The following is a 24,470-nucleotide window of genomic DNA, read 5'->3' as shown; positions in this document are numbered from 1 at the left end:
TAATACCTTAAAAACAGCATAACAGGTTAAATCTGTTTTTCAATTAGTCCGAATATTCTTTCAAAAGCTGTCGGTAGCTCATCAGGATAGATGATTTCGAAATAAACCCGATAAACCCGTTATCTGTATTCACCACCGGAAGATTCCACATACCGGTATCATCAAAGATCTGAAGAATTTCCAGAGGTTTATCCTCACGGTGCAGTACTGCAGGCGGAGTTTTCATAATCTGGGCTACTGTCAGAGCGTTGTCTGTCTCATAATTAAAAAGATAGGGGCGGATATCGTCAAGGGTAAGAATTCCTTTTAGTTTTCCTTCCTGATCAACAGCTGCAAAGATGTTCTTATTGCCGTTTTTCACCTGTTCAAAAAGCTCGGCAACAGAAGCCGTTTCCTGAATGGTTTCAGGGTATTTATCAATGAAATCTTCTGTTCTTAGTAAAAAAAGTAGGTTTTTATCATGTTTGTTGGTGAAAATCTTCCCCTGATCGGCCAGTGATTTCAGTTCCGGGGAAATAGGAGAGAACCATTTTGCAATCAGATAAGACATCACCGAAACAATCATCAGCGGAATGAAGAGATCATATCCGAAGCTGGATTCAGCAATCAGGAAAATAGCGGTAAGAGGAGCATAAAGTACTCCGCTCATAGCGCCCGCCATCCCCACCAGAACAAGATTCGTTACCGGTACTTCCGTGAAACCAAGATGCTGGCATATCAATGCAAATAAATAACCGACTGTTCCCCCCGCAAAAAGGGACGGGGCAAAATTACCTCCGTTTCCACCGCTGAATATGGTAAAAGAAGTCGCAAAAGCCTTTAAAAGGCACACCAAAACAAGAAAAATAATCACGGTCCAGTCTCCGATTTCAAAATATCTGAAAAAACTGTTTCTGATCACGGCCTGAATTTCACCTCCCGTAAAAGCTTTTACAGTTTCATATCCCTCCCCGAATAACGGAGGAAAAAGAACACAGAGAAAGGAGAGCACGGCCCCTCCAAACATGGCCTTACGCATTTTGGAAAGCTGAAGCCCCCTGATAAAATGTTCTACTTTTTGGGAAATAACAACAAAATAGCGGGCATAAAGTCCTGTTACTACACCCAAAATAAGATAATAGGGTACATTTTTATAGTTAAAAGCTTCCCGGGTATAGAACCTGAAAAGAACATCTTCCTGCAACAGTATCCTGGATAAAAGACTTCCGCACACCGCGGCAACTACCAAAGGAATAAAATCCGTGAAAACCACTCCGGTAAGAAGAATTTCAAAGGCAAACATAATTCCGGCAATCGGTGCATTAAATGCAGAGGCAATCCCTGCAGTGGCTCCGGCAGCTAATAAAAGGGTACGTTCTTTATAGCTAAGTCTGTAGGTCTGGGCATAATTAGAGCCTATGGCAGCACCTGTTACCGCGATGGGGCTTTCTAATCCCGCAGAACCTCCAAGCCCTACCGTTACAGCACTCTGAACCACCTGTGAATACATTTTTACCGAAGCCACGATGCTTGAATTCTGGGCTATTTCATACAGAATAGCTCCGATTCCTTTCCGGTCCTGACCTTTAAACAAACTGAGTACAATTAATGTAGTGAGTACAATTCCCAGAAAAGGAAAAACAATATAAAATAAGATCTGATATTCAAAATGAACCTTATGGGTAATGAAATAATGAATGTTATGCACCAGTGTCTTCAGGATTACCCCTGCAAGACCGGCAGTACAGCCCACAAGAATCCCGGAAAGTACAAGAAACTGGTTCCGGCTGAGCCTGTTGTTCAGCCAGTGCAGAATAAGCTCATAGCTGCGGGCTTTTTCCAGTCCATAATTCTGAAAATCTCTTTTAAATTTTAGAAAACTTAGGTATTTTTTTTTATTGTGAATCTTCACCTGAGAATAGTTTTAACCTCAAAAGGTAATGTAAAGGTAAGCATATCTTTATAAATGAATTAACCGGAATTTTGGATAAAAACTGTAAGTTGCTGTAAATCAAATAAAAACAATTCTGTTAAAACTATATAAGGAAAAATTCAGCCGGGCTCAGAATGGTCTTTTTTTAGATTGCTGATGAAATAGGAAGGGCTTACCCCTGTTTCTTTTTTAAAAATAACTGCAAAAACTTCCCTGGAAGAAAAACCGCAGGCCTCCGCAAGATAACTGATTTTATATTCTCTGTAAATAGGATCTTCATAGAGTTTATTCGTGATATAATTAATACGGAGACTGTTGATGTAGTTGTTGTAATTTTTCTCTTTATGCTGTTTGATAATTTCAGAAAGATACCTGGTATTGGTATTCAGCTCATTGGCAAGAGAAGTAAGGCTCAGATCTTTTTTTATGAATTTTTGCGATTTTTCAAACCTTTCCAGCTTGGAAAGAATCATGGTAACAGTACCGTCTGTAATGTTGATGCTTTTTTCTAAAGTAATTTCTGTATCAGATTGCTTCTCTGCTTCAGTATTTGTGCTGTTAATGTCTTTCAGCTGCCGGATAACCGTATCATATTTTTCGTAAAATGTTTTCTGTTTTTTCTTCCAGAACAGCCAGCTTGCTGTAAGAATAACAAGTATGAGCAGTCCCAGAGCCAATATAAGCCTATATACATCATTTTCATGAGTTTTATTTTGCTTTGAACTGATTTTTTTCATTGTTGCCTCAGCATTCATGGCGTTGATATGATTCAGACTGTCACTCAGGTTGGTATAAAGCTTCATAAACATGAGCGTTGAGTCTTTGTCCTTAAGCCCTTCATATGAATTTGTAAGGGTAGCATAGGCCAGCATCCTTTCTGATGGAGCCTTCTGTAGCTTTTCCAATTGTACTGCTTTTTTTGCGTATACCAATGCCATCCTGTGCATGTTTTGCTCAGAATAAAACCGCCCGAGTGCATTCAAAACAGTGATTTTACTTACCGTGATTCTGGTGAATTGCCTGCTACTAATGACATCCAGGGAACGTTTCAGGTACTGTTCAGCAAGATCCAGTCTCTGAGGCTTATAAACCCCTGTATAATACATACCGATATTCATATTGATGTAAGAAAGCATATCGTATTTTTCTTCAGTCTGCCGGACATTTTCCTTACTGTCTGCAATCTGTCCGGCTTCATACAGGCTTTTTTTCAGATAAGCCAGAATTGTGTCCTGATGAGCCTTTTTAGGCATGTAATACCCGGCGGCCAATCCCTGATAGATAAGAGATAAATGATAATGTTTCCTGTTGATATCTTTGTAGGCTTTTACATAGTTTAAAGCTTTCTGCAATTCCCGATAATTTTCATCCGAAAGCCCTAAGGCAGAAAGAATAACTCCTCTTTCAATATAAGCAGCAGCAATAGATTCATCATCATTGATTTTTTTTGCATATTCTTCAACTTCACGCGTATATTGCAGCGCTTTTTCCTGATCTCCTATGGTATGATATAAAATCATAATATTTTTGCCGCTTTTTATTATTGCCTCTTTATCATTAATACCTTTTGCTGCCTGATTTATTTTTAAATAAAGATTGAGACGTTCATGATGATTGATTCTCCGGTTACTTTCAATGGCTGCAATATCTTTCCTAATGCTTTCCGGAGTAATACCGCTTTTTTGAGTGTGATAAAATCCGAAAATAAAACAGAAGAAAAGAATTATTAACTTTTTCATGTAGTTGTGCTTTTGTGTTCACAAATTAAGCATAAAATTAGCTATAATACCGAAGAAATAGTGTTAGTTTTTCCGAATTTACAATGGAGTATTGTAAGGTTAACGAATTGTTTATAAGTTATTTATATTGAAATACAATGGGAAATAAAATATTTTACCCAAATCGTCCTTTTAAATAAATTATTACACCGTTTGCTTTTAAATCGGAAGAAACAGACCGGCCGGGAAACATTTCTCCGGATATTCAAGCCTATGGTTTTTCAATTAAATATAGTCATCCGAAGCATGTAATATATTCAGAAATTCCAACAGCATTTATTTTCCTTTCTCTTCATAAACAGCTAATGTTGCATCAGGATTCGGCATAATAAAAACACAAAATTTCAGGCTTGAGTTCTAAAACACGGATGATGAAAAGCAATGTTACCTCCGAAATTTCCACTTCCCTCAATCCGGAATTTTGCCTCATTGCTTTTCTCCTGTTTATTCCGGGTTTTATTAAAGACACGAAATATAAAAACACATATGGACTTAAAAAAACTAAACATCGGACTGCTCATTAAGGAATGCGTAGAAGAAAACGGAATGGAAATACAGCGGATTTCCCGGTTTTTAAATGCTTCAGAAGATGAAATTATCCAAATGTATCAGTCTGCTGCTTTAAATACAGATTTACTGCTTCGATGGTGTAAGCTTCTGGAATATGATTTTTTCAGATTGTATTCACAACATCTGATTTTATATGCTCCACAATCTTCCGTAGACTATGTTCAGAAAAAAAAATTACCGTCTTCACTTCCTGCTTTCAGGAAAAACCTTTATACCAAAGAAATTATAGAGTTTATTCTGGATAAGGTCAGAAATGGAGAAATGACAAAATCTGCTGTTGTTACTGAGTACAGAATTCCGAAAAGTACGCTCTATAAATGGATGAATAAGTATAATATCCCTGAAAAATAAAATTTAAACACCCAAAAATGATGAAAAACAGGCCTGACTACAGAAAAATCTACACGGATATGGTTAATGAGAGGTATCCTGATAAAAAAGGGGAAATCAAAAGCATACTATCCAAAGAAAACCTTTCGATGATGGATGTGATTACCTGCAGCAGTATTATTTCGGGCAAAGAAGATGAAAAGACATTCTCCTTTAACCAGAAACATCGCTTTTTTGATGAATATTCTATTCTGCACATCCTGGATTTTCAGAAAAAAAACGGCTATAATAATACCCAGATTTCCCGCCATTTCAAACTGAGCAGAAATACAATCAGCAAATGGAAAAAAAGATATCTGTAAAGATGTTTTCATGTTTATTGTTGTAATTTATTGAATTTAAATAATTTACATGATTCATTTAAAGCTGTTTTATCTTATCCGGTGATCCTCTCGCTAATCCTTCAATCTTAATTTAAATCATATACAATGAAAAAAAATCTACTGCCCATGGCTCTCCTGATCTCGATGCCTGTCGCCGCGCAGATAGGAATCCATACAAAAGAACCTCTGGGAGCGCTGCATATAGACGGGGCAAAAGACAACGGAACTCCGGTTACCCAGCAGCAGATCAGCAATGATCTTATTATTACAAAATCTGGTTTTATTGGTGCAGGAGTGGAACTCCCCGCTGTAAAGCTGGATATGAGATCATCCGGAACACAAAATGCTTTCGGATTGGGCTCTACATCTATGACAGCCAATGCCGCCGGAGCAGGAGCTGTGAGATATGAGCCTTCAGCTTCAAAGATCCAGGTTTCTGATGGCAATACCTGGGAAGCTGCCATTATTCTTCCCGTTAAAGCTGTGGTTATCGCAAGAATGACCAATGCATTTTCTGTTGCCTATAATGTGGATGTAAACCTTACCGGTTGGAATGAAATAAGAGATCTGAGCAACAGCTTCGATCCGGCTACAGGGATTTTTACCGCACCCAGAGCCGGAATATACACCTTCCTGATGACTTATAATTTTGTTTCAGGGCCGGTAATTAATTCTTCTGAAGTAACCAGCCAGTTCTTCAGCCCCGGCAGCACATCTATCCTGGCACGTTCCTTTAAAACATTTGCGCGGGCTAATGAAGAAGCCCAGATTGGAGGTTCTGCTTCAATTACTGTAAATCTGGCGGCTAATCAGACGGTACGGCCTCAGCTTCGTCAGAATATTACCACTTCTGCCAGAGCTTTAAGGGTAAATTCAGATCTTCTTCATCCTGATGCAGGCTTTAACAATCTGACCATTATAGAACATTAAAAAACACTGAAATGAACACTAACCATATGTACGGCATGCTCTTTTTTATTTTTTCTCTCTCTCTGCATGCACAAACCGGTGTCTTTACAAAAGATCCGTTACAGTCTTTTCATATTGATGCTGCTAAAGATAATACAGGAATACCGCCTTCTGCATCACAGATATTAAATGATGTTGTAGTAACTTCTGAAGGAAGAGTAGGAGTTGGAGTTTTAGACCCGAAAGCTAAAGTAGATATCCGTTCTGCTGATCAGAAAGGTATTATTGGATTGGGAACAAGCTCTCAGACTGCAGCAGAGGCCAAAGCTGGCGCCATACGATACAGCTCCGGAAATATCATCCAATATTCTGATGGAGCAGCCTGGCATAACCTTCCGATGACTCTTCCTCCTAAAGCACTTGTACTGGCCAATAAAGGAACCGCACGGACTTTTGGAAATAATGCGGTTACCACTGTAGACGGATGGTCTGTTATTACAGATACACAATCAAATTTTAATGGTAGCTCAGGGACTTTTACTGCACCCAGAGCAGGATTTTATATCGTTTCATTCAATATCAGCCTTGCGGATGCCAATATTGCCCAGAACTCAAGAATAGAGACAATTATTGAAAGCAATACTTCTGTAAATAACATCCAGATTTACAGGAGTGTCAATTCTTATCCGGCATGGGACGTGAATACAGTGAATAATATTGTAGGAGGAAACTGTACCGCCATATTCAATTTGTCTGCAGGAAATACCATTCAGTTTAAAGTCTATCATAATTTCGGAGGGACCAGAAACATCGATACAAGCAACGGTGGAACCAATAACAGCATTAGTATTTATGAATTATAAAAATCTAAACACATGAAACTGAATAAAAATATAATATTCTTAAGCCTTGGAATTTTTCCGGGTATTCTTTCTGCGCAGATCGGTATTGGCATCTCCAATCCCGTTCAGGATAATGCTTTCGAAATAAATACTACTGAAAAGTTTATCATTGACAAAACCGGAAAAATAGGGGCAGGAGCAGCTCTTCCAAAAACCGCAATAGACCTGAGAAGCGGAACAAACGGAGCTATGGCTGTAGGAATGACTGATCAGACAGCCGCAGAGGCCGGAGCAGGAGCTATCCGGTATAATCCCAGTCCGGCTATCGGTGTCCAGGGATACATAGAATATTCTGACGGAGCTGTATGGGTTCCTATACTTCCATATGGTAAACCCAGAATTGTGGTCATGGCAGAAAAAACAGATAACAACTGTACCGTTTTTGAACCGGGCTTATGGCCTGTCGGAAACTATACAGACGGGATTCCCGGCAGGTCTTCTGCCTACCTTACTTCATGGACAGAGAAGCTGGATTCTGATTCCGGGCAGCCAAGAACCAATTTTAATCCTGTAACAGGGGAATTTACAGCCCCCAGAGCAGGGGTCTATTTTGCCACTTTTACTTTTGCACTCGCTCCAAGCCAGATCAATACCAGTTTCGGGCAAAACCAGACAGAAGCAATATGGGAGGTAAGAGACTCTTCCAATACGGTAACACAAAGAGTAAAAACCAATAATGGTTATCCTCAGGATACCGGAAGTTCGCCAAATGCCGTAATTGCAGGGTCTGCATGTACTGTAAGCGTATATCTGAACGCCGGAGATAAACTCAGACCTTTTGTATGGATCAATGTAGCATGGGACCCTGATAAGCGGTCTCTGCTTAATACAGGCGGATATAATGTTCTTACCATTGTAGAACAATAATACAGATGAAACACAAATGTCTTTATATAGCTGGGATATTTAGTCCCAGCCCTCTTTTGAGGGAGTCGTGAAGAGTTAAAAAGTTTGTGTCTTCTGACTTTATTATTTAACGACGTTTTTATTATTGATCCTATTGATTTCAGGATGCAAAAGAGCAGAGGCACATGAAAATTTTACCTTCGTAATTTTATGAATCAGCTTTATTGATGCTTCTGAATGAATACAACAGTAAACCTGCAGCCAATATGCCTGCAATACCTGCAAAGGTCATTTTCATTGTTCTGGAAGGCTCGGGAAGAAGGGTTTTCCCATGGATTTCCATATTTCCATGTGAGGCCTCCAGTACATTTCCTGATGTGTTTTCATCTTTATTGGCCTTTTTCATCACCAGCCTCATAGCGGCAGACGAAATATACCGGACGGCTTCCGGAAACATTTCGTATATGTTTTTAAAAACAGATCCGAACCAGTCCGGATATACGGCTTCTACAGGATTTTTGGCTGTTTTAACAATGGCAGCTGCAAGTTTCCTCGGATCAAAAGACGGGGGAGGTGTACTAAGCTTTATCCCCGAATAATTGGCTGCATGCTCTATTCCTGAAGATTTTTGAAATCCGGGATACAATGCGCAAATATGAATATCCGGAAAATCTGATACTTCTCCCTGAAGGGTTTCTGTCATTCCCCGTATGCCATATTTTGAAGCTGTGTAGGCTGTTCCGTAGGGAGCAGGCATCCATCCGCCAATGGAAATATTATTGATCAGGATTCCTTTTTTCTGTTTTTTAAAGACAGGCAGCACCGCATGTGCCGAATGCATATAACCTAAAAGATTGGTTTTTATAATCTGATCGGCTACTTCCACAGGTATTTCTTCAAACTTTCCGAAGGCCAGTACACCGGCATTGTTGACCCAGCAGTCAATACGGCCGTTAAAATTAAAAGCTTCTTCTGCGAGCCTGGATACCTCTTCAGGTACTGAAATATCAGCCGGAACAACCAATACTTCAACCCCGGACTGTCTGCAGGTTTCGGCCGTTTCGTTCAATGCTTCTTCATTACGGGCAGTAAGGACAAGATCTGCACCTTCAGCAGCAAAGGCTTCAGCTGTAGCCTTTCCGATTCCACTGGAAGCTCCTGTTATTACTACTGTTTTTCCAAAGAAATAAGGTTTTCTGCTACTTTTCATGACAATATATTTTTTAGATGGTGAGTATTACTAATTTTTCATTTTCCGTTTTCCGTATTCCGTTTGGGAAGAAGGATGAGCCGTATGGAGGGATTATTGGTAATAAACAACCGGAACCAGTCCAGTGCCAGCTGCAGTTTACTTCTGAATCCCACAAGAGGAATAATATGGATGAACAGCCAGGTGAGCCATGCCGTAAATCCCTTAAAAGAAAGTTTCGGGAGATCTACTACTGCATTGAACTTGGAAATGATAGCCATACTCCCTTTGTCGTTGTATGTAAATGGGTTCAGTACTTTCTCGTCTTCAATACGCCTGAAGTTGGCCGCAAGATTTTTTCCCTGCTGTATGGCAACCTGAGCAAGCTGAGGATGTCCTTTCGGATATTTCTCTTCTGACAGCATAAGGCATATATCACCTACAGCATAGATGTTTTCAGCTCTTTCTACTTTATTATAGGCATCCACCAGAATCCTTCTTCCTTTACCGATGCTTTCTTCCGGAAGGCCCGGAACTTCACGACCTATAACCCCTGAAGTCCAGATCAGCGTTTCCGTTTCAATGAAATTACCGTCACTTAAAATTACTTTACAGTTCTGATAATCTTTTACAGAAATATTCAGCAGTATTTTGACGCCCAGTTTTTCGAGCTTTTCATAAGCCGTTTTCTGGGCCATTTTACTCATTGGTGAAAGCAGGGAAGGTAATGCATCAATCAGATAAATACTGGAAAGCATCAGTTTAATCTCCGGATATTCTTTATGAGCAATATACCGGCCCATTTCAGCAAGCATTCCTGCCAGCTCTACGCCTGTAGGCCCGCCACCGGCAATTACGATATTCTGAAGTTTTTCTGCCTGTGTGATATCTTTGTTTCGAGCGGCCTCTTCCAGAGTAAGAAGGATATGATTTCTCAGATAAAGGGCTTCTTCTATATTTTTCATCGGCAGGGCACATTTCCGGACATTTTCCATTCCAAAGAAGTTGGTTTCTGTACCTAATGCCAATACGAGGTAATCATAATGAAGCTCTCCGGTATCTGTCTGAATGGTTTTTCTTTCCGGAATAACCTTCTGAAAGCCTCCCATATGAAAACTGACATTCTTATTATTGGAGAAAAGCTTACGGAACGGATAACTGATATTCGACGCTTCAATAAATGCAGTGGCCACCTGATAAATCAGTGGCGGAAAGAAATGATAGTTGTTTTTGTCGACTAAAGTGATTCTGAACCGGCTGTCGTTTTTAAGTGATTTGATAAGATTGATACCGGCAAATCCTCCTCCTACGATCAGAATGTGCTTTTTCATATTAATATATTGACTGGGTGTATCTGTTTTCATTCAAGAACAGGACCAATGATGCTGTAAAACAAATATTTAACATAAAATAACGCTGCATTTCAGATAAAGGATTACCATTTTCCGGGCTTTACTTCCGTTTTCTGTCATTTCTTTAACAGAACAATTTCCAGGTCTGCACGATGTTTGCTTAATATGTATTACATCACATAAAATATACATATGAAATCTAGCATTTTAACAGAGGATCATCGTTTAGGCCTTGGTGGAGTTGCAATAGGAACAGCCTTTGAAAATATAACGGACCAAGAATCTTATGAAATACTGAAAGCTGCCTGGGATCAGAGGATTCGGTATTACGACACTTCACCCTGGTATGGACTTACCAGAAGCGAAAGAAGATTCGGGAGTTTTTTGAAAGAAAAAGACAGGGATGATTTCGTGTTTTCTACTAAAATAGGACGGCTTTTTACTGAAGTTCCGGAATCTGAGGTTCCACCCACTATGTGGAAAAATCCGCTGAATTATGATTTCAGACATGATTATACCGGGGATGCTGTTAAAAGGTCTATTGAAGACAGCCTGCAGAGGACCGGCTTACAACATATTGATATTGTATATGTTCATGATCTTTCGGAGGATCAGGTAGGAGACCGGTATCCCTATTTTCTGGAACAGGCTAAAAAAGGCGCTTTTAAGGTTCTTTCCGGGCTAAGGGATCAGGGCGTAATCAAAGCATGGGGAATGGGCGTAAACAAGATTGAGCCGATTTTGGATTGTATTGAAGCCGCAGATCCCGACATCTGCCTCTCTGCTACCCAATATTCAATTCTTGAACATGAGGATGCTGTGGACCGGTTGCTGCCTGCCGTTAAAAAAGCAGGTGTTAAACTGGTTTCCGGAGCCGGATACAATTCAGGATATATTGCAGGAAGAGAACGTTATAATTATAAGGATATTATCCCGAAAGGAATGGCAGAAAAACGGTCGAGGATAGCAGAAATTGCGAAAAAATATAATACAGATATTGTACATGCAGCATTACATTTTGTACTTGCTTCGGATGAGTTTGTCTCTATTATTCCCGGGGCCGGCCGACCGGAACAGGTGAAAGATAATAAAGAAGGCCTGAATGCTGTGATTCCTTCAGAATTCTGGAATGAACTGAAATCTGAGGGCCTGATTTATGAAAAAGCCCCGATCCCAAAATAAAAATGACACTTATGATCTATAAAAAACAAATAAAATGGCTGGCTGGTATAGCTGTTTTCTTATTACTGCTATCGTGCAGTGATAAGAAAGCGGCTGAATTAAGGCGGATTATTGATAAACAGGAAAAGCAGAGTTTCAGTATGCTTGTAGGAGAGAAAGGTTTAGAGTCAAAAAAGCTAAACTATCTGATTGCTCATGAATATGACAGTGCTCTGGCTGTTGTAGATCAGCAGGAAGCAGAGTTTAACAAAATAATCAGAAATCTTGAGAAAGCTACTACAGAAGGTATTTCCCAGGGAAAAGAACTCCAGCAGACTTCTGTTAATTACTATACAGCAATTAAGAATCTTTATCTTTTTTCAAGACAGGAGATAGAATTGGAAAAACTGAGCAGGAATGGAAAAGGAGCAGAAGTAGATTCCGCACAGAACAGACTTCTTGGCCTTTATCGCGAGAAAAAAAAGCTATATGAGAAAGTCTATCAGTCAGAAAATGATTTTTATAAAACTCTTGAAACATTTCATAAGGAAAATAAATTGAAATAATCTGATATTATACTACCTTCGCCTTCCTGACTATTTTTGCCAGCAGGGCAGGGAAGAACCTTTTCAGATAAGCACCTGCCACTTCCCGTCCTCCTATAGATTTTTGATTCTTCTTTTGTTGGATTGCAGTCAGCATTTTTTTAGCAAATACATCGGAAGCCATTCCTTTCATGGTAGCATCATCCATCGTTCCCTGCACAGACCCGTCGCCTGTTACCGCATTCATGGAGATATTGGTCTGCACAAATCCGGGACAAATAATGGTAATCAGAATTTTTTTCTCATACAGTTCAGCTCTTAGAGAATCGAAAAAACCATGGAGGGCATGTTTTGCCGCAGCATAGCCGCTTCTCATCGGAGCCCCGAAAATTCCCATCAGACTGGACACCACAACAATCTGTCCGCCACCGTTTCTTATCATGTAAGGAACTACGGCTTTAGTGATGGCAGCTGTACCCAGGAAATTAATGTCCATTAACCGTTTGTCCACTTCAATATCTGTATCCATTGCAAGAGAACGTTGTGATAAGCCTGCGTTGTTTATCAGTATATCAATTCTTCCCATTTTTTCTATAGCTTCTGTGGCTCTGTCATTCATATTCCGGTAATCGGCAAGGTCCAGAGGCACTACTGCAAAACGTTCTGCAGGGAGTCCTGCTTTTTCAGCAACAGCATATAGCCGGGCTTCATGCCGGGATGACAAAATGATTTTTGCTGTGCTTTTCTCCGCCAGTTCCCTGGTTAAAGCTTCTCCGATCCCAGAAGATGCCCCTGTAATCCAGACTACTTTATCATTAAAATAAGTGCCCATTCCGTTATTTTATGTATTGGAACTATCTGTTTTAAGTTCTGCAATGTATTTTCCGGCCTTCATTCCGGAGAAAATACATCCTCCGAGAAAGGTTCCTTCCAAAGCACGGTAGCCATGCATTCCGCCGCCGCCAAATCCGGCAGCCTCACCCACAGCGTACAGCCCTTCTAATACACTTTCATCTTTCCTCAGAACCTGTGCGTTCAGATTGGTTTTGATTCCTCCCAGTGTTTTCCGGGTAAGTATATTCAGCCGGACAGCAATCAGTGGACCATTTTTAGGATCAAGTATCTTATGCGGCGCTGCCACACGTCCCAGCTTATCTCCTAAATAATTCCGCGTACTGCGTATATAATTAACCTGAGTGTCTTTGGAAAATTTATTATCCAGCTCACGGTCCCGGGCTTCTATCTGTGATTTTATTTTTTCATAATCCAGAAGATGATCTCCGGACAGCTCGTTCATTTTTTTTACCAGATCCTCAAGATGGTCTGAAACAATAAAGTCTTTTCCGTGTTCTTTAAAAGCTTCTACAGGTCCTGGTGCTTTTTTTCCGAATATTCTTTTCAGAAACAATGGATAATCTTTATTGGTAATATCCGGATTCTGCTCAGAGCCGGACAGGGCAAATTCTTTTTTAATAATCTTTTGAGTCAGGATAAACCAGGAATAGGAAAATCCTGTGTCCTGTATGTACTTTAAGGTTCCCAGCGTATCAAATCCGGGAAGAAATGGAGCTGGAAGCCGGTTTCCTTTCGCATCAAACCATAGGGAAGATGGTCCGGGCAGTATTCTTATTCCGTGTTTAGGCCATATAGGATCCCAGTTCCGGAGGCCTTCCGTATAGTGCCACATCCTGTCACGGTTGATAATATGTGCTCCGGCATTTTCTGCAATACCAATCATTTTTCCGTCTACATAAGCCGGAACTCCGCATACCATATTTTCCGGGGCTGTACCCAGTCTTTCCGGCCAGTTTTTTCTTACCAGCTCATGATTGGCGCCAATGCCTCCTGTTGCAATGATGACATGAGGAGCAGAATATTCAAATTGGGAAACCACATTTCTGCTGGTTTCTGCGCCTCTTACCTGGTCATCATCTTCAAGGATATCTCCTTTTACCCCCTTTAGTTTATCATTGTCAATAATCAATTCAGTAACCCTGTGCCTGAATTTCATCTGCAACAGCCCTTTTCTTTGGGCTTCATATGCTTTTTCCACAAAAGGCTTCACAACCCCTGTTCCGGTTCCCCAGCTGACATGAAAACGGGGCACAGAATTTCCATGGCCATTAGCTGAACCATCTCCACGTTCTGCCCAACCCACCATAAACATCAGTTTGATGCCGAGCCGGGAAATATATTCATACTTTTCATGGGCAGCGAATTTAAGATACGCTTCTGCCCATTTGCGGGGCCAGTAATCCTCTTGACGATCGAATCCGGCAGTTCCTTTCCAATCCTGGAGAGCCAGTTCATAAGAGTCTTTGATCCCCATTCTTCGCTGTTGTGGTGAATTGATCAGAAACAGCCCTCCAAATGACCAGAATGCCTGCCCGCCGATATTCTGTTCAGTTTCCTGATCTATTAAAAGTACTTTCTTCCCGGCATTGGCAATTTCCATCGCTGCTGTGAGACCTGCTAATCCGGATCCGATAATAATGGCATCGGGGTGAAATCTTGTTTCCATTCGTAAAGGGATTTACTGTTTCATAATACTTTACTTAAATGTATAAAATATTTGCGCTTCAACATATAAATAATTAAAGCTAATTAAACTTTTTTATTAAATCATAAAAGTCACAAAAGTTTTTATTTTAAACACATTAGTGACTTTTAAGTTTAAATACTTTGCATATAGAAGTTCACATGAGCCTTTAAAAATCTTTGATTTTTATTCTTTTGAAAACTTTTAGTATATCTAATATCTGTGCAAATAGCTTTTGTTCCTTTTGTGGTTAGTTTAGCAGGCTTATCTTATATCTCATAGAACCCTGTGCCGCTAAGGTTATTCATATTACTACCAAAAAAGGTAATAAATCAGAAAAATGTTTAGTTACCGGTAAACTCAATAAAACATTTATCTTTGTTAAAAATAAAAAGTATGAGATATTTGTTGATCATGATGTGCTTTGTATCCTCGGTTTTCAGCCAGGTTTCGGCACAGCAGAGACAGGATCCGTGGAATGAAAGCCAGCTGATGGATCCTGCATTATTAGCCTCGAGAATCACCCAGCACAAAACTAAAGATCTGGTAATTATTTCAGTAGGTCCGGAAGCTATTATCAAAGGTTCTGTAGACATCGGCCCTACCCATGAACCGGAAAATCTTGAAAAATTAAAAAATTATCTAAAAAAAATTCCAAAGGGCAGAGAAGTTGTGATCTACTGCGGATGCTGTCCTTTCGTAAAATGTCCTAATATCCGCCCTGCATTTCAACTTCTACAGGAAATGGGCTTTAAAAATGCAAAACTTCTCAACCTTCCGAAAAACATCAAAACGGATTGGTTAGATAAAGATTATCCGACTAATGATTAGAATAAAAACATTTTTCAGCATTCTGCTTTTAATGATTTGTACAGGATATATTTCTGCACAGAACACTATTGAAACGGGAAAGAAGGCACCCGAAATTACACTGACAAGACCTGACGGAAGTTCTTTTTCACTTTCCTCACTGAAAAACAGGCTTGTTCTGATTGATTTCTGGGCTACCTGGTGTGCTCCCTGTATGGATGAGCAGCCGGAACTGAAAGTTTTGTATGAGCAGTTCTCTGATCAGGTAAAAGATAAAAAATTTGAAATTGTAGGGGTTTCTCTGGACAGGAATAAAGAGAGTTGGGGAAAAGCAATTCAGCGTTTCAATATCAATTGGATACAGGTAAGTGATCTTAAGTTCTGGAAGAGCCCCGTGGCTAAATCCTATGAAGTAGATGAGCTTCCCTTCAACGTGATTATTAATGGTGAAGGAACTATTATAGCAAAAAATCTTCATGGAAAAGAATTAGAAAATTTTCTAAAACAGAATTTAAATCAGAAGTAAGATCTAAAACCGTATTAACGTAAAAAGAGTGATAATTTTATCGCTCTTTTTTATTTCCTGTGCAGACGAACTTCAAAAGAAGAATTCAATAATGCTCTGGAAACTTTTAAGGCTAAAGCTATCTATTGTCGTGAATTTCATCTGCAATTCAGAAATAGTTAAAACCACTCTTTCAAGCTCATACTTTGTTGGGCTTGCTTACATATTTATTATTCTTCACAAAAAAACGCCAGGGCAAGAGTGCATCTTCCTGGGCATAGGCAACTCCTATGCGGAGGCCTGTTGCGATTTCATCAGGATTATATGTAATACCTTGATCTTCAATCCATATTTCATTTCCGTCCAGATCTTTTTTATTAAAGGATTTATCAATGCCTAAAGCCTTAGCTGCTGATCCTGGCCCCGAAGAAATTGCCGCCTTAGTGGTTGGCATTTTCCGTCTGGATTCCATAATTTCTTTACCAATCAGCGGCTCAACTGCCCTTATAAGAACCGCGTGGGGATCGTTTTCCACAGAGGTTACTACATTAAAAAGATGATGAATTCCGTAACATAAGTATACATAGGAAACCCCGCCGGGGCTGTATAGTGTTTCAGTCCGGTCTGTTCTTCTGCCGCCATAAGCATGGGAAGCTTTATCCTGAATTCCGGAATATGCTTCCGTTTCTACAATAATTCCGGCTGTTATTTCACCATTAATTTCTGTAAAAAGAACTTTTCCCAAAAGGTTCTGAGCCAGAAAAATAACATCCTGATTGGTATAATAGGAGAGTGGTAGTTTCAAATGAATGGTTTTATGGGCGTACAGATCTAAATTAAAGATAAAAAACAATTTTCCATCATGATTAAATAAACAGGTTTTCATAAAAAATCCCACAATATTAACGTGGGATTTTTCATCTGCTATTTTCCTCCAGGAGGACAATGCTCTTTCAGGTATTTTGTAAAAAGGGTGGCCAGGTGCAATGATGTTCCTTCTCCCTCATCAATAGAATGCGTACGGTTGGGGTAAGACATCAGCTGAAACTGTTTATTGTATTTTACCAGTTCATTGATGTAAACTTCGGTATTTTGGTAATGTACATTATCATCTCCTGTCCCATGAATCAGTAAAAGGTTTCCTTTAAGATTTTTAGCATATGCCAAAGGTGAGCCATTAACAAAATCTTCTCTGTTCTCCTGTGGAAGCCCCATATACCGCTCCTGGTAGATGTTATCATAGAATAGCTGATTGGCTACCGGAGCAATGGCAATTCCCGTCTGATAAATATCGGGATACTGTCCCAAAAGGTTCAATGTGGAAGAGCCTCCGCCGCTCCACCCCCAAACGGCAACTCTGGAAGGATCTGCATACGGCCATTTTGCCAATAAAGCTTTAGCTCCCATTGCCTGATCTCGGATATTAAGCTGTCCTATTTTACGATAAACAGATTTTCTCCATTCACGTCCTTTTGGAGCCGGAGTACCCCGGTTTTCAAGAGATACATACAAATAGCCGTCTTCAGCCATGTCTCCGGTGTATAAATAATTCCAGCCGGTATAGAAATTATCGGTTACAGTTTGTGATCCGGGCTCTCCGTAGACGGTAAAAACGATCGGATATTTTTTATTAGGATCAAAATTTTTAGGCTTTACCACCCATCCGTCCATAGTAACCCCATCCTGTGTGGTAATCCGGAAGAATTCGGCCTTAGGCCTGGCAGGGTCTGCTTTTACAGATCTTTTAGCAGCAACAAGTTCTTTATGATCCGGTAATGATACGACAGCTCCTGCTGAAAGGGCATTGACACTGGTGTTATTAAACATCGCAATTTTCCCGTTAGGTGATATTGTATATTGATTTGACCCTGAATAGGCTTCCGGGGTTATTCTTTGTGCTTTTCCGCCTTTCATGCTCACTTTGTACAGATATTTCTGTGTTGCATTATCGGGAGAAGCCAGGAAGTAGATCAATTTGTTGGGAACATCAAAAAATTCCGGCTTTATAACATCAAAATTATCTTTTGTGATCAGTGCTTCCTTACCGTTCAGATCTATTTTATAAATATGTCTCCAGCCGTCCTTTTCAGAAAGCCATAAAAATTCTTTCCCGTTATCAATCCAGTCCCAGCCGCTGGGATCGTTGTCGTTCCATCGGGATTTGATGTCAATCCAGGCCGGATCTGTTTCTGTATGAATGGTTCTGCTTGCTCCTGAAGCCGCATCCGCCACAATAATTTTACTTTGATTCTGCTTTCTGTTCAATTGTTGCAAAATAACAGATTTTGAGTCCAGAACCCATTCCATTCTCGGAATATAGTTTTGTATCTCATCGCCTGCTATATCTGCCTTCTTTGAAGATTCAGAAGCCAGATCATAAAACCAGATGCTGCATCCGGAAGGGTTTTCACCTACTTTCGGATATTCTACAGGAACAGTGAATGAATACAGGCTGTCGGTATTATTGATCATCAGGAAGTTCTTAGTGTCTCTTGCATCAAGTTTCCAGTAAGCAATTTTGCGCCCGTCCGGAGACCATCTGAAACCATCCTGTGTGCCAAATTCCTCTTCATATGCCCAGTCAAAAGTACCGTTGATCATCCTGTCTGTACCATCCGTGGTAATTTGGGTCATCTGATTGCTGGAAAGGTCTTCAATATAAATATTATGCCTGGATACATAAGCTGCTTTTTTACCGTCCGGAGAAAACTTGGCAAACATCAATGATGAAGCCGGCAGACTTTTCCCAAGCTGAGTAAGCTTTTTATTGCTCCTGTTGAAGATCCAGTAATCTCCCCGTGTATGATCTCTCCATACCTTCCTTGTATTGGTAAAGAGCAGTAAACTTTTTCCATCCGGAGAGACCTGAAAACTTTGTACTTCTAACGGAGTAGAGCTTCCGGGAGGAATTAGCTCGGAGTTGCTTAAAAAAGCCTGATCTTTTCCCGAATTCAGTACATCAACAATTTCAACGCCTTTTTTAGTAAATGAGTAATAAGCATTGCCGTCAGGAGTCCATTGGGTCTTTTGTGCAGCTAGCGGTGACAGGCACAGGTAAAATAATGCAATGGCGGTTAATCTTTTTATGTTCTTCATAGATCTATTTGAATTATGCTGAATGTTCTGTTCTGTAATTTTCAATTTCTTCAACGGTTTTAATCAGTCCGTTCCCCAGAAGTCTGTACCCTTCATCTGTGATCATAAAGTCGTCTTCTATACGGATTCCTCCGAAATTTCGATATTCATTCACTTTATCATAATTAATAAAGGCAGCATTTTTATTTTCGGACTGCCAGATATCAATCAGTTCAGGAATCATATAAATACCGGGCTCAACCGTTACGACAAATCCTGATTTTAATTCTTTACCTAAACGTAATGATTTAAGTCCGAATGTTTGCGTATCCTTTGGTTCTTCCTCAGTGTAGCCGATGTATTGTTCTCCCAAATCCTCCATATCATGCACATCAAGTCCCATCATATGCCCCAAACCGCATTGGAAAAATAGAGTATGGGCATGATTTTTTACGGCTTCATCGGGATCCCCTTTCATTAGCCCTAAGTCAATAAGCCCTTCCACCAAAAATCGGGAAGCTTTCAGGTGAATATCTTTGAATCGGATTCCCGGTTTCAGCATATTTTGAGCATTATTAAAAGCATTCAAAACCACTTCATACATTTCCTTTTGTTTTGTAGTAAAAGTATTGTTGACAGGGAAGGTTCTTGTGAGGTCACCGGCATATCCCATCGCGGTTTCAGCACCGGAATCATTCAGGAAAAGATCTCCTTCTTTCAGCATATTAAGACGGTAATGATTATGAAGTATACCTCCGTTTATCGTTACAATAGGAGGATAAGACATCTGGCATTCCTTATTAGCCGCGAGATATTGAATGGCATTGGCTATTTCATATTCTTTAACACCCGGTCTGGCTATACGCATTGCCAGCAGATGCATCTCATTGGATACATTCACCGCCTGTTCTATCTGTACTATTTCCTGAGGCTCTTTCACAGAACGTTGTTTTACAATTGCCCTGATCATCTCTACAGAAGGCCGCAGTTCTCCTATTTTAATTCCGAGGAGATCGGCTAATAAAATTTTATTGGAAGACTGGTAGGGAGGAAGATAGTGTACTTTTCTGCCTGAGGTCTGTGCTTTCAGAAGGTATTGTGAAAGCTCTGCGTAAGGTAAAGTTTCCTGTACTCCGGATTTCAGGCTTTTTTCTTTCAGGGTTTCCTGTCTGCCCATCCATACAATATCATCAATACTCAGTTCATTTCCGAAAACGATAGTCTTATTTTCATCAATATCAATAACAGCAGCAATCTTGGGCTCCTGAATTCCGAAATAATATAAGTAAGTGCTGTCCTGGCGGAAATAATACGGATTGTGTTCAAAGTTGACAGGGTTCTCTATATTTCCTAAAAACAATAAAATTCCGTTGGTAACACGGCTTTGTAATACAGCTCTTCTATCCTGATAAGTTTGTTCTGAAAACATATTTATGATTACTTTTTATTTAAAAGGTTAAAGTTACGATTTTGTGGTATTGATAGTTCTTTATTCATTAAAATAAAGATAGCATATGTTTCTTAATTCTTACTTTATTGAGGTATATTTACTGAGTAATTTCAAATTATCTTCATGCGTTACAAAAACGATACAATAATCATCCGAGAATTTACTCCTCAGGAATTCCCCCTGTTCTCAGGTCTTTTTGAAAATGAAAACGTAACCCGTTATTTGCCTTATAAAACCCGTGATGAATACAAAGAAATGTTTGAAACGGCACTGTCTGGTTATAAAAATGGACCTTTCAGCAGATGGGGAATATTTGATGCACACAATAATAAGTTTATAGGAATGTGCCTGGCCAGAACTTTTTTCCATAATCCGGACCAGATAGAAATAGGATATACACTGGGCGAAAATTATTGGAGGAAAGGTCTTGGAACTGAAATTTGTAAAGCCCTTGTGAATTACTGCCGCTCTTTATCCAAAGAAAAAGATATTGTTGCCATAACCAACCTGGATAATATCGGATCTCAGAAAGTACTTATGAAAAACGGATTCAGAAGAATAGAAAATCTAATGCGGGGAGAAGAAGAGCTTGCTTATTTTCTGTTACAGTAATTGAATTGAAGAATACAGTTTTGCAGGTTTCAAAAGCCTGTGAGGTTCAGAAAATTTCATTCTGCTAATACCCCTATTTCAGAGGCGATATTTCATTTATCAGATTATTTGTTATAACTTGCAGGAATTATGATGTCCAAAAGATGCAAATACGCGTTAAAAGCAATGGTAAGACTGGCAAGAAATTACAATCAAGGCTTTCTGCCCACTTCCGTTATTGCACAGGATGAAAATATTCCTAAAAAATTTTTAGAACAAATCCTTCTGGAACTTAAAAGAGCCAAGCTTGTCAACAGTAAACAGGGTAAAGTAGGCGGCTATTATCTTTTGAAATCTCCCGATGAAGTTTCATTGGCTGATATTTACCGCATTTTTGACGGTCCAATTGCTCTTACTCCCTGCGTTTCCCTAAATTTTTATGAAGCCTGTGATGACTGTGTAGATGAAGCCGTGTGCTATCTTAGAAAAGAATTGATTATCGTTCGGGAAAAGACCAGAAAAAGCATGATGGAGGCTACTCTGACTAAGTTTATTACCAAAGATTAATTTTTTTTAATTTAAATTCTACTATTTTGATGGGAGTTATAGAATTTTGTATATATTTGCAGGACTTAATTTTAATGGGATATGGAAAACAATCTGAAAAATGAATTTGATCAGCTACGGAAAGAGGCTTCTTCAGGCTTGTTTCACAATAACGGCTTACAGGCATTGGCAGACAGATTTCCGGGCAGGGTAATCTTTTCTACAAGTTTCAGTTATGAAGATCAGGTGATCACTCATTTGATAAAAGATCTGAATATTGAAATATTCACGTTGGATACGGGAAGACTTTTTGAACAGACTTATGAAACCTGGACGAACACAAGGGCTTTTTTCAAAAAAAATATTACAGCGTATTATCCGGATACAGAAGAGCTCAAACAATTCATATCAGAAAACGGACCGGACTCATTTTATCAGTCGGTGGAGAAGAGAAAAGCCTGCTGCGATATTCGTAAGGTACATCCTTTAAAAAAAGCACTGGCAGGATATGACATCTGGATTACAGGGCTTAGATCGGAACATTCTGCCAACCGGCAAAATATGCCGCAGCTGGAATGGGATGCTGATAATAAGATCATCAAATTTCATCCTCTCCTTCACTGGACCTCTGAACAGGTAGCGGATTATGTTAAAACGCATCATTTACCATATAATCAATTACACAAAAAAGGATTTGTAAGTATCGGATGTGAGCCCTGTACCAGAGCTGTTAAGGAAGGGGAAGATTTCAGAGCGGGCCGCTGGTGGTGGGAAGATGCTGATAAAAAGGAATGCGGACTGCATATTCATCAATAAAAAAATAAAGAAATGTCAAAACATCAATTAAACTATTTAGATCAGCTGGAATCCGAATCTATCTATATATTAAGGGAGGTTGCGGGGCAGTTTGAACGTCCGGCGCTGCTGTTCAGCGGGGGAAAAGACAGTATTGTTCTGGCTCATCTGGCAAGGAAAGCATTCATCCACGGGAAAATACCGTTTACCTTCGTTCATGTAGATACCGGGCATAATTTTCCGGAAGTTCTGGAATTCAGGGATCAACTGGTTCGTCAGCTGAATGTGGATCTGGTGGCTAGAAAGGTTGAAGATACCATAAAAAGTAAAAAGCTGACTGAAGCTAAGGGCAAATTTCCCAGCAGAAACTGGCTGCAAACCTATACTTTACTGGATACAATAGAGGAATTTGAATTGGATGCCTGCATTGGAGGAGCGAGGAGAGATGAAGAAAAAGCCAGGGCCAAAGAAAGGATATTCTCTGTTCGTGATGAATTCGGACAGTGGGACCCCAAACTTCAGCGCCCTGAATTGTGGAACATTTTCAATGGAAAAATCCATAAAGGAGAAAATGTAAGAATTTTCCCAATCAGCAACTGGACAGAGCTTGATATCTGGAACTATATCCGCAGAGAACAAATCGCATTGCCGTCCATTTATTTTTCGCACGAAAGGGAAGTGGTAGACTTTAACGGGCAATGGCTGGCCAATTCGGAACATGTCTTTTTGGAATCCAGTGATATTGTTACTACCAGAAAAATACGTTACAGAACAGTAGGAGATATGACCTGTACCGCGGCAGTAGAGTCAAATGCAGAAACTATAGATGCTGTTATTGAAGAAATTACTGCCACAAGAATTTCAGAGCGCGGAGAAACCCGTATTGATGACAAGGTAACCGAAGCAGCGATGGAAGACCGTAAAAAAGGAGGCTATTTTTAGACAAGCAATCAGCAATGAATGGGAATAACAGACAGCTTTTAGCCATTCTCACCCCAATATAACTCATTGCCCAATACTCATTATTTATCATCACAATCAATGGATATATTAAGATTTATAACGGCAGGAAGTGTAGATGACGGGAAAAGTACCCTTATCGGCAGACTGCTTTACGATAGCAAAAGCATTTTACAGGATCAGCTGGAAGTGCTTGAGAAACATTCTAAAAACAAAAATGAAGACGGGGTAGACCTCGCATTGCTGACAGACGGACTGCGGGCAGAAAGAGAACAGGGAATCACTATAGACGTGGCTTACCGTTATTTTTCAACCCCCAAAAGAAAATTTATCATTGCAGATGCTCCGGGACACGTACAGTATACCCGGAATATGATTACCGGAGCATCTAACTCTGACCTGATGGTTATTCTGATCGATGCAAGAAAGGGGGTTATTGAGCAAACAAGAAGACATTCTATCATTGCCTCATTGTTACAGCTGAAAAAAGTAGCCGTAGCAATTAATAAAATGGATATGGTGGATTATTCTGAAGATGTTTTTGAAACCATAAAATCTGATTATGCCGCCATTGCAGAAAACCTTGGCCTGAATGATGTCACTTACTTTCCGATTTCTGCGTTGAAGGGAGATAATATTGTTTCAAAATCATCAAAAACGGATTGGTATGAAGGAGACTCCCTTTTGGAATATCTGGAACAGGCAGCTCTGAATGAAAAACATAATACAGGGAACCGTTTTCAGGTACAGTATGTGATCCGTCCCCAGACAGAAGAACTGCATGATTACAGGGGGTATGCCGGGAAAATACTCAGCGGGAAATTCAAAAAAGGAGATACCATGGTGGTTCTTCCGGCAGGCTTAACTACTAAAATCTCTAAAATTGAAATCAACGGTGTAGAAAAAGAGGAAGCATCTGAAGGCCAGCCGGCCGTTATTCATACCCTTCACGATCTGGATATCAGCAGAGGAGATCTGTTTGCCACCGGAGAACATCTTCCGGCCGTTGAAAAAGACCTGGAAGTCCTTTTATGCTGGCTTGACCAAAAACCATTGCAGACCGGTAATAAATATCTGGTACAGCAGAATAGCAGACTCGTAAAAGCTATTGTGAAAAAAGTGGAGTATAAGATTAATGTGAATACGCTTAACCGGGAACAGGCTGACGATGAAATTAAATTGAATGAAATTGTGAAAGTTACCTTACGAACGGCACAGCCTTTGGTCTATGATAGTTTTATCCATAATAAAACAACAGGGTCTGCAATTTTGGTAGATGAAACTTCTAATTCAACTGTTGCGGCCTGTATAATTCAATAGAA

23 protein-coding genes are annotated in these 24,470 nt (G+C 39.8%); 14 read left to right on the top strand and 9 right to left on the bottom strand.

The window, feature by feature from the left end; all coding sequences use genetic code 11:
• Positions 1–43 precede the first annotated feature (43 nt).
• On the bottom strand, positions 44–1,891 hold the full coding sequence (locus tag AOB46_RS11800; RefSeq protein ID WP_062699540.1) for a chloride channel protein: 1,848 nt from the start codon (positions 1,889–1,891) through the stop codon (positions 44–46).
• Between the two features lie 140 nt (positions 1,892–2,031).
• Complete coding sequence (locus AOB46_RS11795; RefSeq protein WP_062699538.1) at positions 2,032–3,651, bottom strand: helix-turn-helix domain-containing protein; 1,620 nt, start codon at positions 3,649–3,651, stop codon at positions 2,032–2,034.
• Positions 3,652–4,176: 525 nt separating this feature from the next.
• On the opposite strand from AOB46_RS11795, the gene AOB46_RS11790 reads away from it, so the two are divergent.
• The 5 genes from AOB46_RS11790 to AOB46_RS11770 all read left to right on the top strand — a co-directional run bounded on the left by AOB46_RS11790 (position 4,177) and on the right by AOB46_RS11770 (position 7,651).
• Positions 4,177–4,611: a transposase gene (locus AOB46_RS11790; RefSeq protein ID WP_062699536.1), complete on the top strand. Its 435-nt coding sequence runs from the start codon at positions 4,177–4,179 to the stop codon at positions 4,609–4,611.
• A 17-nt stretch (positions 4,612–4,628) separates the two neighbouring features.
• Positions 4,629–4,952: a helix-turn-helix domain-containing protein gene (locus AOB46_RS11785; RefSeq protein WP_241489200.1), complete on the top strand. Its 324-nt coding sequence runs from the start codon at positions 4,629–4,631 to the stop codon at positions 4,950–4,952.
• A gap of 126 nt (positions 4,953–5,078) precedes the next feature.
• A complete protein-coding gene (locus AOB46_RS11780) occupies positions 5,079–5,903 on the top strand; it encodes a hypothetical protein (RefSeq protein WP_062699532.1) in 825 nt (274 codons plus the stop codon).
• Between the two features lie 11 nt (positions 5,904–5,914).
• Positions 5,915–6,745, top strand: a complete 831-nt coding sequence (locus AOB46_RS11775; RefSeq protein WP_241489199.1) for a hypothetical protein — start codon at positions 5,915–5,917, stop codon at positions 6,743–6,745.
• A gap of 12 nt (positions 6,746–6,757) precedes the next feature.
• The gene (locus AOB46_RS11770; RefSeq protein WP_062699528.1) at positions 6,758–7,651 is read left to right on the top strand and encodes a hypothetical protein; all 894 of its coding nucleotides are present in this window, start codon (positions 6,758–6,760) and stop codon (positions 7,649–7,651) included.
• Between the two features lie 187 nt (positions 7,652–7,838).
• On the opposite strand, the gene AOB46_RS11765 is transcribed toward AOB46_RS11770, so the two are convergent.
• Both AOB46_RS11765 and AOB46_RS11760 read right to left on the bottom strand, forming a co-directional pair.
• Positions 7,839–8,840 carry an SDR family oxidoreductase gene (locus AOB46_RS11765; protein ID WP_062699526.1) on the bottom strand — a complete coding sequence of 334 codons (1,002 nt, stop codon included), beginning with the start codon at positions 8,838–8,840 and terminating at the stop codon, positions 7,839–7,841.
• Positions 8,841–8,878: 38 nt separating this feature from the next.
• Positions 8,879–10,150, bottom strand: a complete 1,272-nt coding sequence (locus tag AOB46_RS11760) for an NAD(P)/FAD-dependent oxidoreductase (protein ID WP_062699831.1) — start codon at positions 10,148–10,150, stop codon at positions 8,879–8,881.
• Positions 10,151–10,363: 213 nt separating this feature from the next.
• Here AOB46_RS11760 and AOB46_RS11755 point away from each other — a divergent pair, with 213 nt between their 5' ends.
• Together AOB46_RS11755 and AOB46_RS11750 are read left to right on the top strand one after the other, a co-directional pair.
• Positions 10,364–11,353 (top strand): aldo/keto reductase, encoded by a 990-nt coding sequence (locus tag AOB46_RS11755; RefSeq protein ID WP_062699524.1) that lies wholly within the window; start codon positions 10,364–10,366, stop codon positions 11,351–11,353.
• Positions 11,354–11,364: 11 nt separating this feature from the next.
• Positions 11,365–11,898, top strand: a complete 534-nt coding sequence (locus AOB46_RS11750) for a hypothetical protein (RefSeq protein ID WP_131724361.1) — start codon at positions 11,365–11,367, stop codon at positions 11,896–11,898.
• A gap of 7 nt (positions 11,899–11,905) precedes the next feature.
• Here the strand turns inward: AOB46_RS11750 and AOB46_RS11745 are convergent, their stop codons facing one another.
• Positions 11,906–12,709 carry an SDR family oxidoreductase gene (locus AOB46_RS11745; protein WP_062699520.1) on the bottom strand — a complete coding sequence of 268 codons (804 nt, stop codon included), beginning with the start codon at positions 12,707–12,709 and terminating at the stop codon, positions 11,906–11,908.
• A gap of 9 nt (positions 12,710–12,718) precedes the next feature.
• Positions 12,719–14,398 (bottom strand): FAD-binding dehydrogenase, encoded by a 1,680-nt coding sequence (locus tag AOB46_RS11740; protein ID WP_062699518.1) that lies wholly within the window; start codon positions 14,396–14,398, stop codon positions 12,719–12,721.
• A 414-nt stretch (positions 14,399–14,812) separates the two neighbouring features.
• Between AOB46_RS11740 and AOB46_RS11735 the strand changes: the two genes are divergently transcribed.
• Both AOB46_RS11735 and AOB46_RS11730 read left to right on the top strand, forming a co-directional pair.
• Positions 14,813–15,247, top strand: a complete 435-nt coding sequence (locus tag AOB46_RS11735) for a rhodanese-like domain-containing protein (protein WP_062699516.1) — start codon at positions 14,813–14,815, stop codon at positions 15,245–15,247.
• A complete protein-coding gene (locus AOB46_RS11730) occupies positions 15,240–15,752 on the top strand; it encodes a TlpA family protein disulfide reductase (RefSeq protein WP_062699514.1) in 513 nt (170 codons plus the stop codon). The genes AOB46_RS11735 and AOB46_RS11730 overlap by 8 nt, the downstream gene beginning before the upstream one ends.
• A 178-nt stretch (positions 15,753–15,930) precedes the next feature.
• Here the strand turns inward: AOB46_RS11730 and AOB46_RS11725 are convergent, their stop codons facing one another.
• From AOB46_RS11725 to AOB46_RS11715, 3 genes are all read right to left on the bottom strand, one after another.
• Positions 15,931–16,536 carry a DNA-3-methyladenine glycosylase gene (locus tag AOB46_RS11725; RefSeq protein WP_062699829.1) on the bottom strand — a complete coding sequence of 202 codons (606 nt, stop codon included), beginning with the start codon at positions 16,534–16,536 and terminating at the stop codon, positions 15,931–15,933.
• A gap of 119 nt (positions 16,537–16,655) precedes the next feature.
• The gene (locus AOB46_RS11720; protein ID WP_062699827.1) at positions 16,656–18,827 is read right to left on the bottom strand and encodes a S9 family peptidase; all 2,172 of its coding nucleotides are present in this window, start codon (positions 18,825–18,827) and stop codon (positions 16,656–16,658) included.
• A 13-nt stretch (positions 18,828–18,840) separates the two neighbouring features.
• Positions 18,841–20,235, bottom strand: coding sequence for an aminopeptidase P family protein (locus AOB46_RS11715; protein WP_062699512.1), 1,395 nt, complete (start codon positions 20,233–20,235; stop codon positions 18,841–18,843).
• Between the two features lie 144 nt (positions 20,236–20,379).
• Between AOB46_RS11715 and AOB46_RS11710 the strand changes: the two genes are divergently transcribed.
• From AOB46_RS11710 to AOB46_RS11690, 5 genes are all read left to right on the top strand, one after another.
• Positions 20,380–20,868: a GNAT family N-acetyltransferase gene (locus tag AOB46_RS11710; RefSeq protein WP_062699510.1), complete on the top strand. Its 489-nt coding sequence runs from the start codon at positions 20,380–20,382 to the stop codon at positions 20,866–20,868.
• A 129-nt stretch (positions 20,869–20,997) separates the two neighbouring features.
• Positions 20,998–21,414: an RrF2 family transcriptional regulator gene (locus AOB46_RS11705; RefSeq protein WP_082377081.1), complete on the top strand. Its 417-nt coding sequence runs from the start codon at positions 20,998–21,000 to the stop codon at positions 21,412–21,414.
• Positions 21,415–21,495: 81 nt separating this feature from the next.
• Positions 21,496–22,209 (top strand): phosphoadenylyl-sulfate reductase, encoded by a 714-nt coding sequence (locus tag AOB46_RS11700; RefSeq protein WP_062699508.1) that lies wholly within the window; start codon positions 21,496–21,498, stop codon positions 22,207–22,209.
• Between the two features lie 12 nt (positions 22,210–22,221).
• The gene (gene cysD, locus AOB46_RS11695; protein WP_062699506.1) at positions 22,222–23,130 is read left to right on the top strand and encodes a sulfate adenylyltransferase subunit CysD; all 909 of its coding nucleotides are present in this window, start codon (positions 22,222–22,224) and stop codon (positions 23,128–23,130) included.
• Positions 23,131–23,229: 99 nt separating this feature from the next.
• Positions 23,230–24,468, top strand: coding sequence for a sulfate adenylyltransferase subunit 1 (locus AOB46_RS11690; protein WP_062699504.1), 1,239 nt, complete (start codon positions 23,230–23,232; stop codon positions 24,466–24,468).
• The last annotated feature ends 2 nt before the right edge of the window (positions 24,469–24,470 follow it).

Origin of the sequence: Chryseobacterium indologenes (assembly GCF_001295265.1) — a bacterium.
Lineage (GTDB): Bacteria > Bacteroidota > Bacteroidia > Flavobacteriales > Weeksellaceae > Chryseobacterium > Chryseobacterium indologenes_A.
Note: the sequence above shows the minus strand (reverse complement) of the source record. Positions and strands in the feature narration are given on the sequence as shown.

Bases quoted from the DNA above. Each gene is read 5' to 3' on its own strand.
- AOB46_RS11795 (WP_062699538.1), bottom strand. From the start codon at position 3,651: ATGAAAAAGTTAATAATTCTTTTCTTCTGTTTTATTTTCGGATTTTAT.
- AOB46_RS11790 (WP_062699536.1), top strand. From the start codon at position 4,177: ATGGACTTAAAAAAACTAAACATCGGACTGCTCATTAAGGAATGCGTA.
- AOB46_RS11785 (WP_241489200.1), top strand. From the start codon at position 4,629: ATGATGAAAAACAGGCCTGACTACAGAAAAATCTACACGGATATGGTT.
- AOB46_RS11780 (WP_062699532.1), top strand. From the start codon at position 5,079: ATGAAAAAAAATCTACTGCCCATGGCTCTCCTGATCTCGATGCCTGTC.
- AOB46_RS11775 (WP_241489199.1), top strand. From the start codon at position 5,915: ATGAACACTAACCATATGTACGGCATGCTCTTTTTTATTTTTTCTCTC.
- AOB46_RS11770 (WP_062699528.1), top strand. From the start codon at position 6,758: ATGAAACTGAATAAAAATATAATATTCTTAAGCCTTGGAATTTTTCCG.
- AOB46_RS11765 (WP_062699526.1), bottom strand. From the start codon at position 8,840: ATGAAAAGTAGCAGAAAACCTTATTTCTTTGGAAAAACAGTAGTAATA.
- AOB46_RS11760 (WP_062699831.1), bottom strand. From the start codon at position 10,150: ATGAAAAAGCACATTCTGATCGTAGGAGGAGGATTTGCCGGTATCAAT.
- AOB46_RS11755 (WP_062699524.1), top strand. From the start codon at position 10,364: ATGAAATCTAGCATTTTAACAGAGGATCATCGTTTAGGCCTTGGTGGA.
- AOB46_RS11750 (WP_131724361.1), top strand. From the start codon at position 11,365: ATGATCTATAAAAAACAAATAAAATGGCTGGCTGGTATAGCTGTTTTC.
- AOB46_RS11745 (WP_062699520.1), bottom strand. From the start codon at position 12,709: ATGGGCACTTATTTTAATGATAAAGTAGTCTGGATTACAGGGGCATCT.
- AOB46_RS11740 (WP_062699518.1), bottom strand. From the start codon at position 14,398: ATGGAAACAAGATTTCACCCCGATGCCATTATTATCGGATCCGGATTA.
- AOB46_RS11735 (WP_062699516.1), top strand. From the start codon at position 14,813: ATGAGATATTTGTTGATCATGATGTGCTTTGTATCCTCGGTTTTCAGC.
- AOB46_RS11730 (WP_062699514.1), top strand. From the start codon at position 15,240: ATGATTAGAATAAAAACATTTTTCAGCATTCTGCTTTTAATGATTTGT.
- AOB46_RS11720 (WP_062699827.1), bottom strand. From the start codon at position 18,827: ATGAAGAACATAAAAAGATTAACCGCCATTGCATTATTTTACCTGTGC.
- AOB46_RS11715 (WP_062699512.1), bottom strand. From the start codon at position 20,235: ATGTTTTCAGAACAAACTTATCAGGATAGAAGAGCTGTATTACAAAGC.
- AOB46_RS11710 (WP_062699510.1), top strand. From the start codon at position 20,380: ATGCGTTACAAAAACGATACAATAATCATCCGAGAATTTACTCCTCAG.
- AOB46_RS11705 (WP_082377081.1), top strand. From the start codon at position 20,998: ATGATGTCCAAAAGATGCAAATACGCGTTAAAAGCAATGGTAAGACTG.
- AOB46_RS11700 (WP_062699508.1), top strand. From the start codon at position 21,496: ATGGAAAACAATCTGAAAAATGAATTTGATCAGCTACGGAAAGAGGCT.
- cysD (WP_062699506.1), top strand. From the start codon at position 22,222: ATGTCAAAACATCAATTAAACTATTTAGATCAGCTGGAATCCGAATCT.
- AOB46_RS11690 (WP_062699504.1), top strand. From the start codon at position 23,230: ATGGATATATTAAGATTTATAACGGCAGGAAGTGTAGATGACGGGAAA.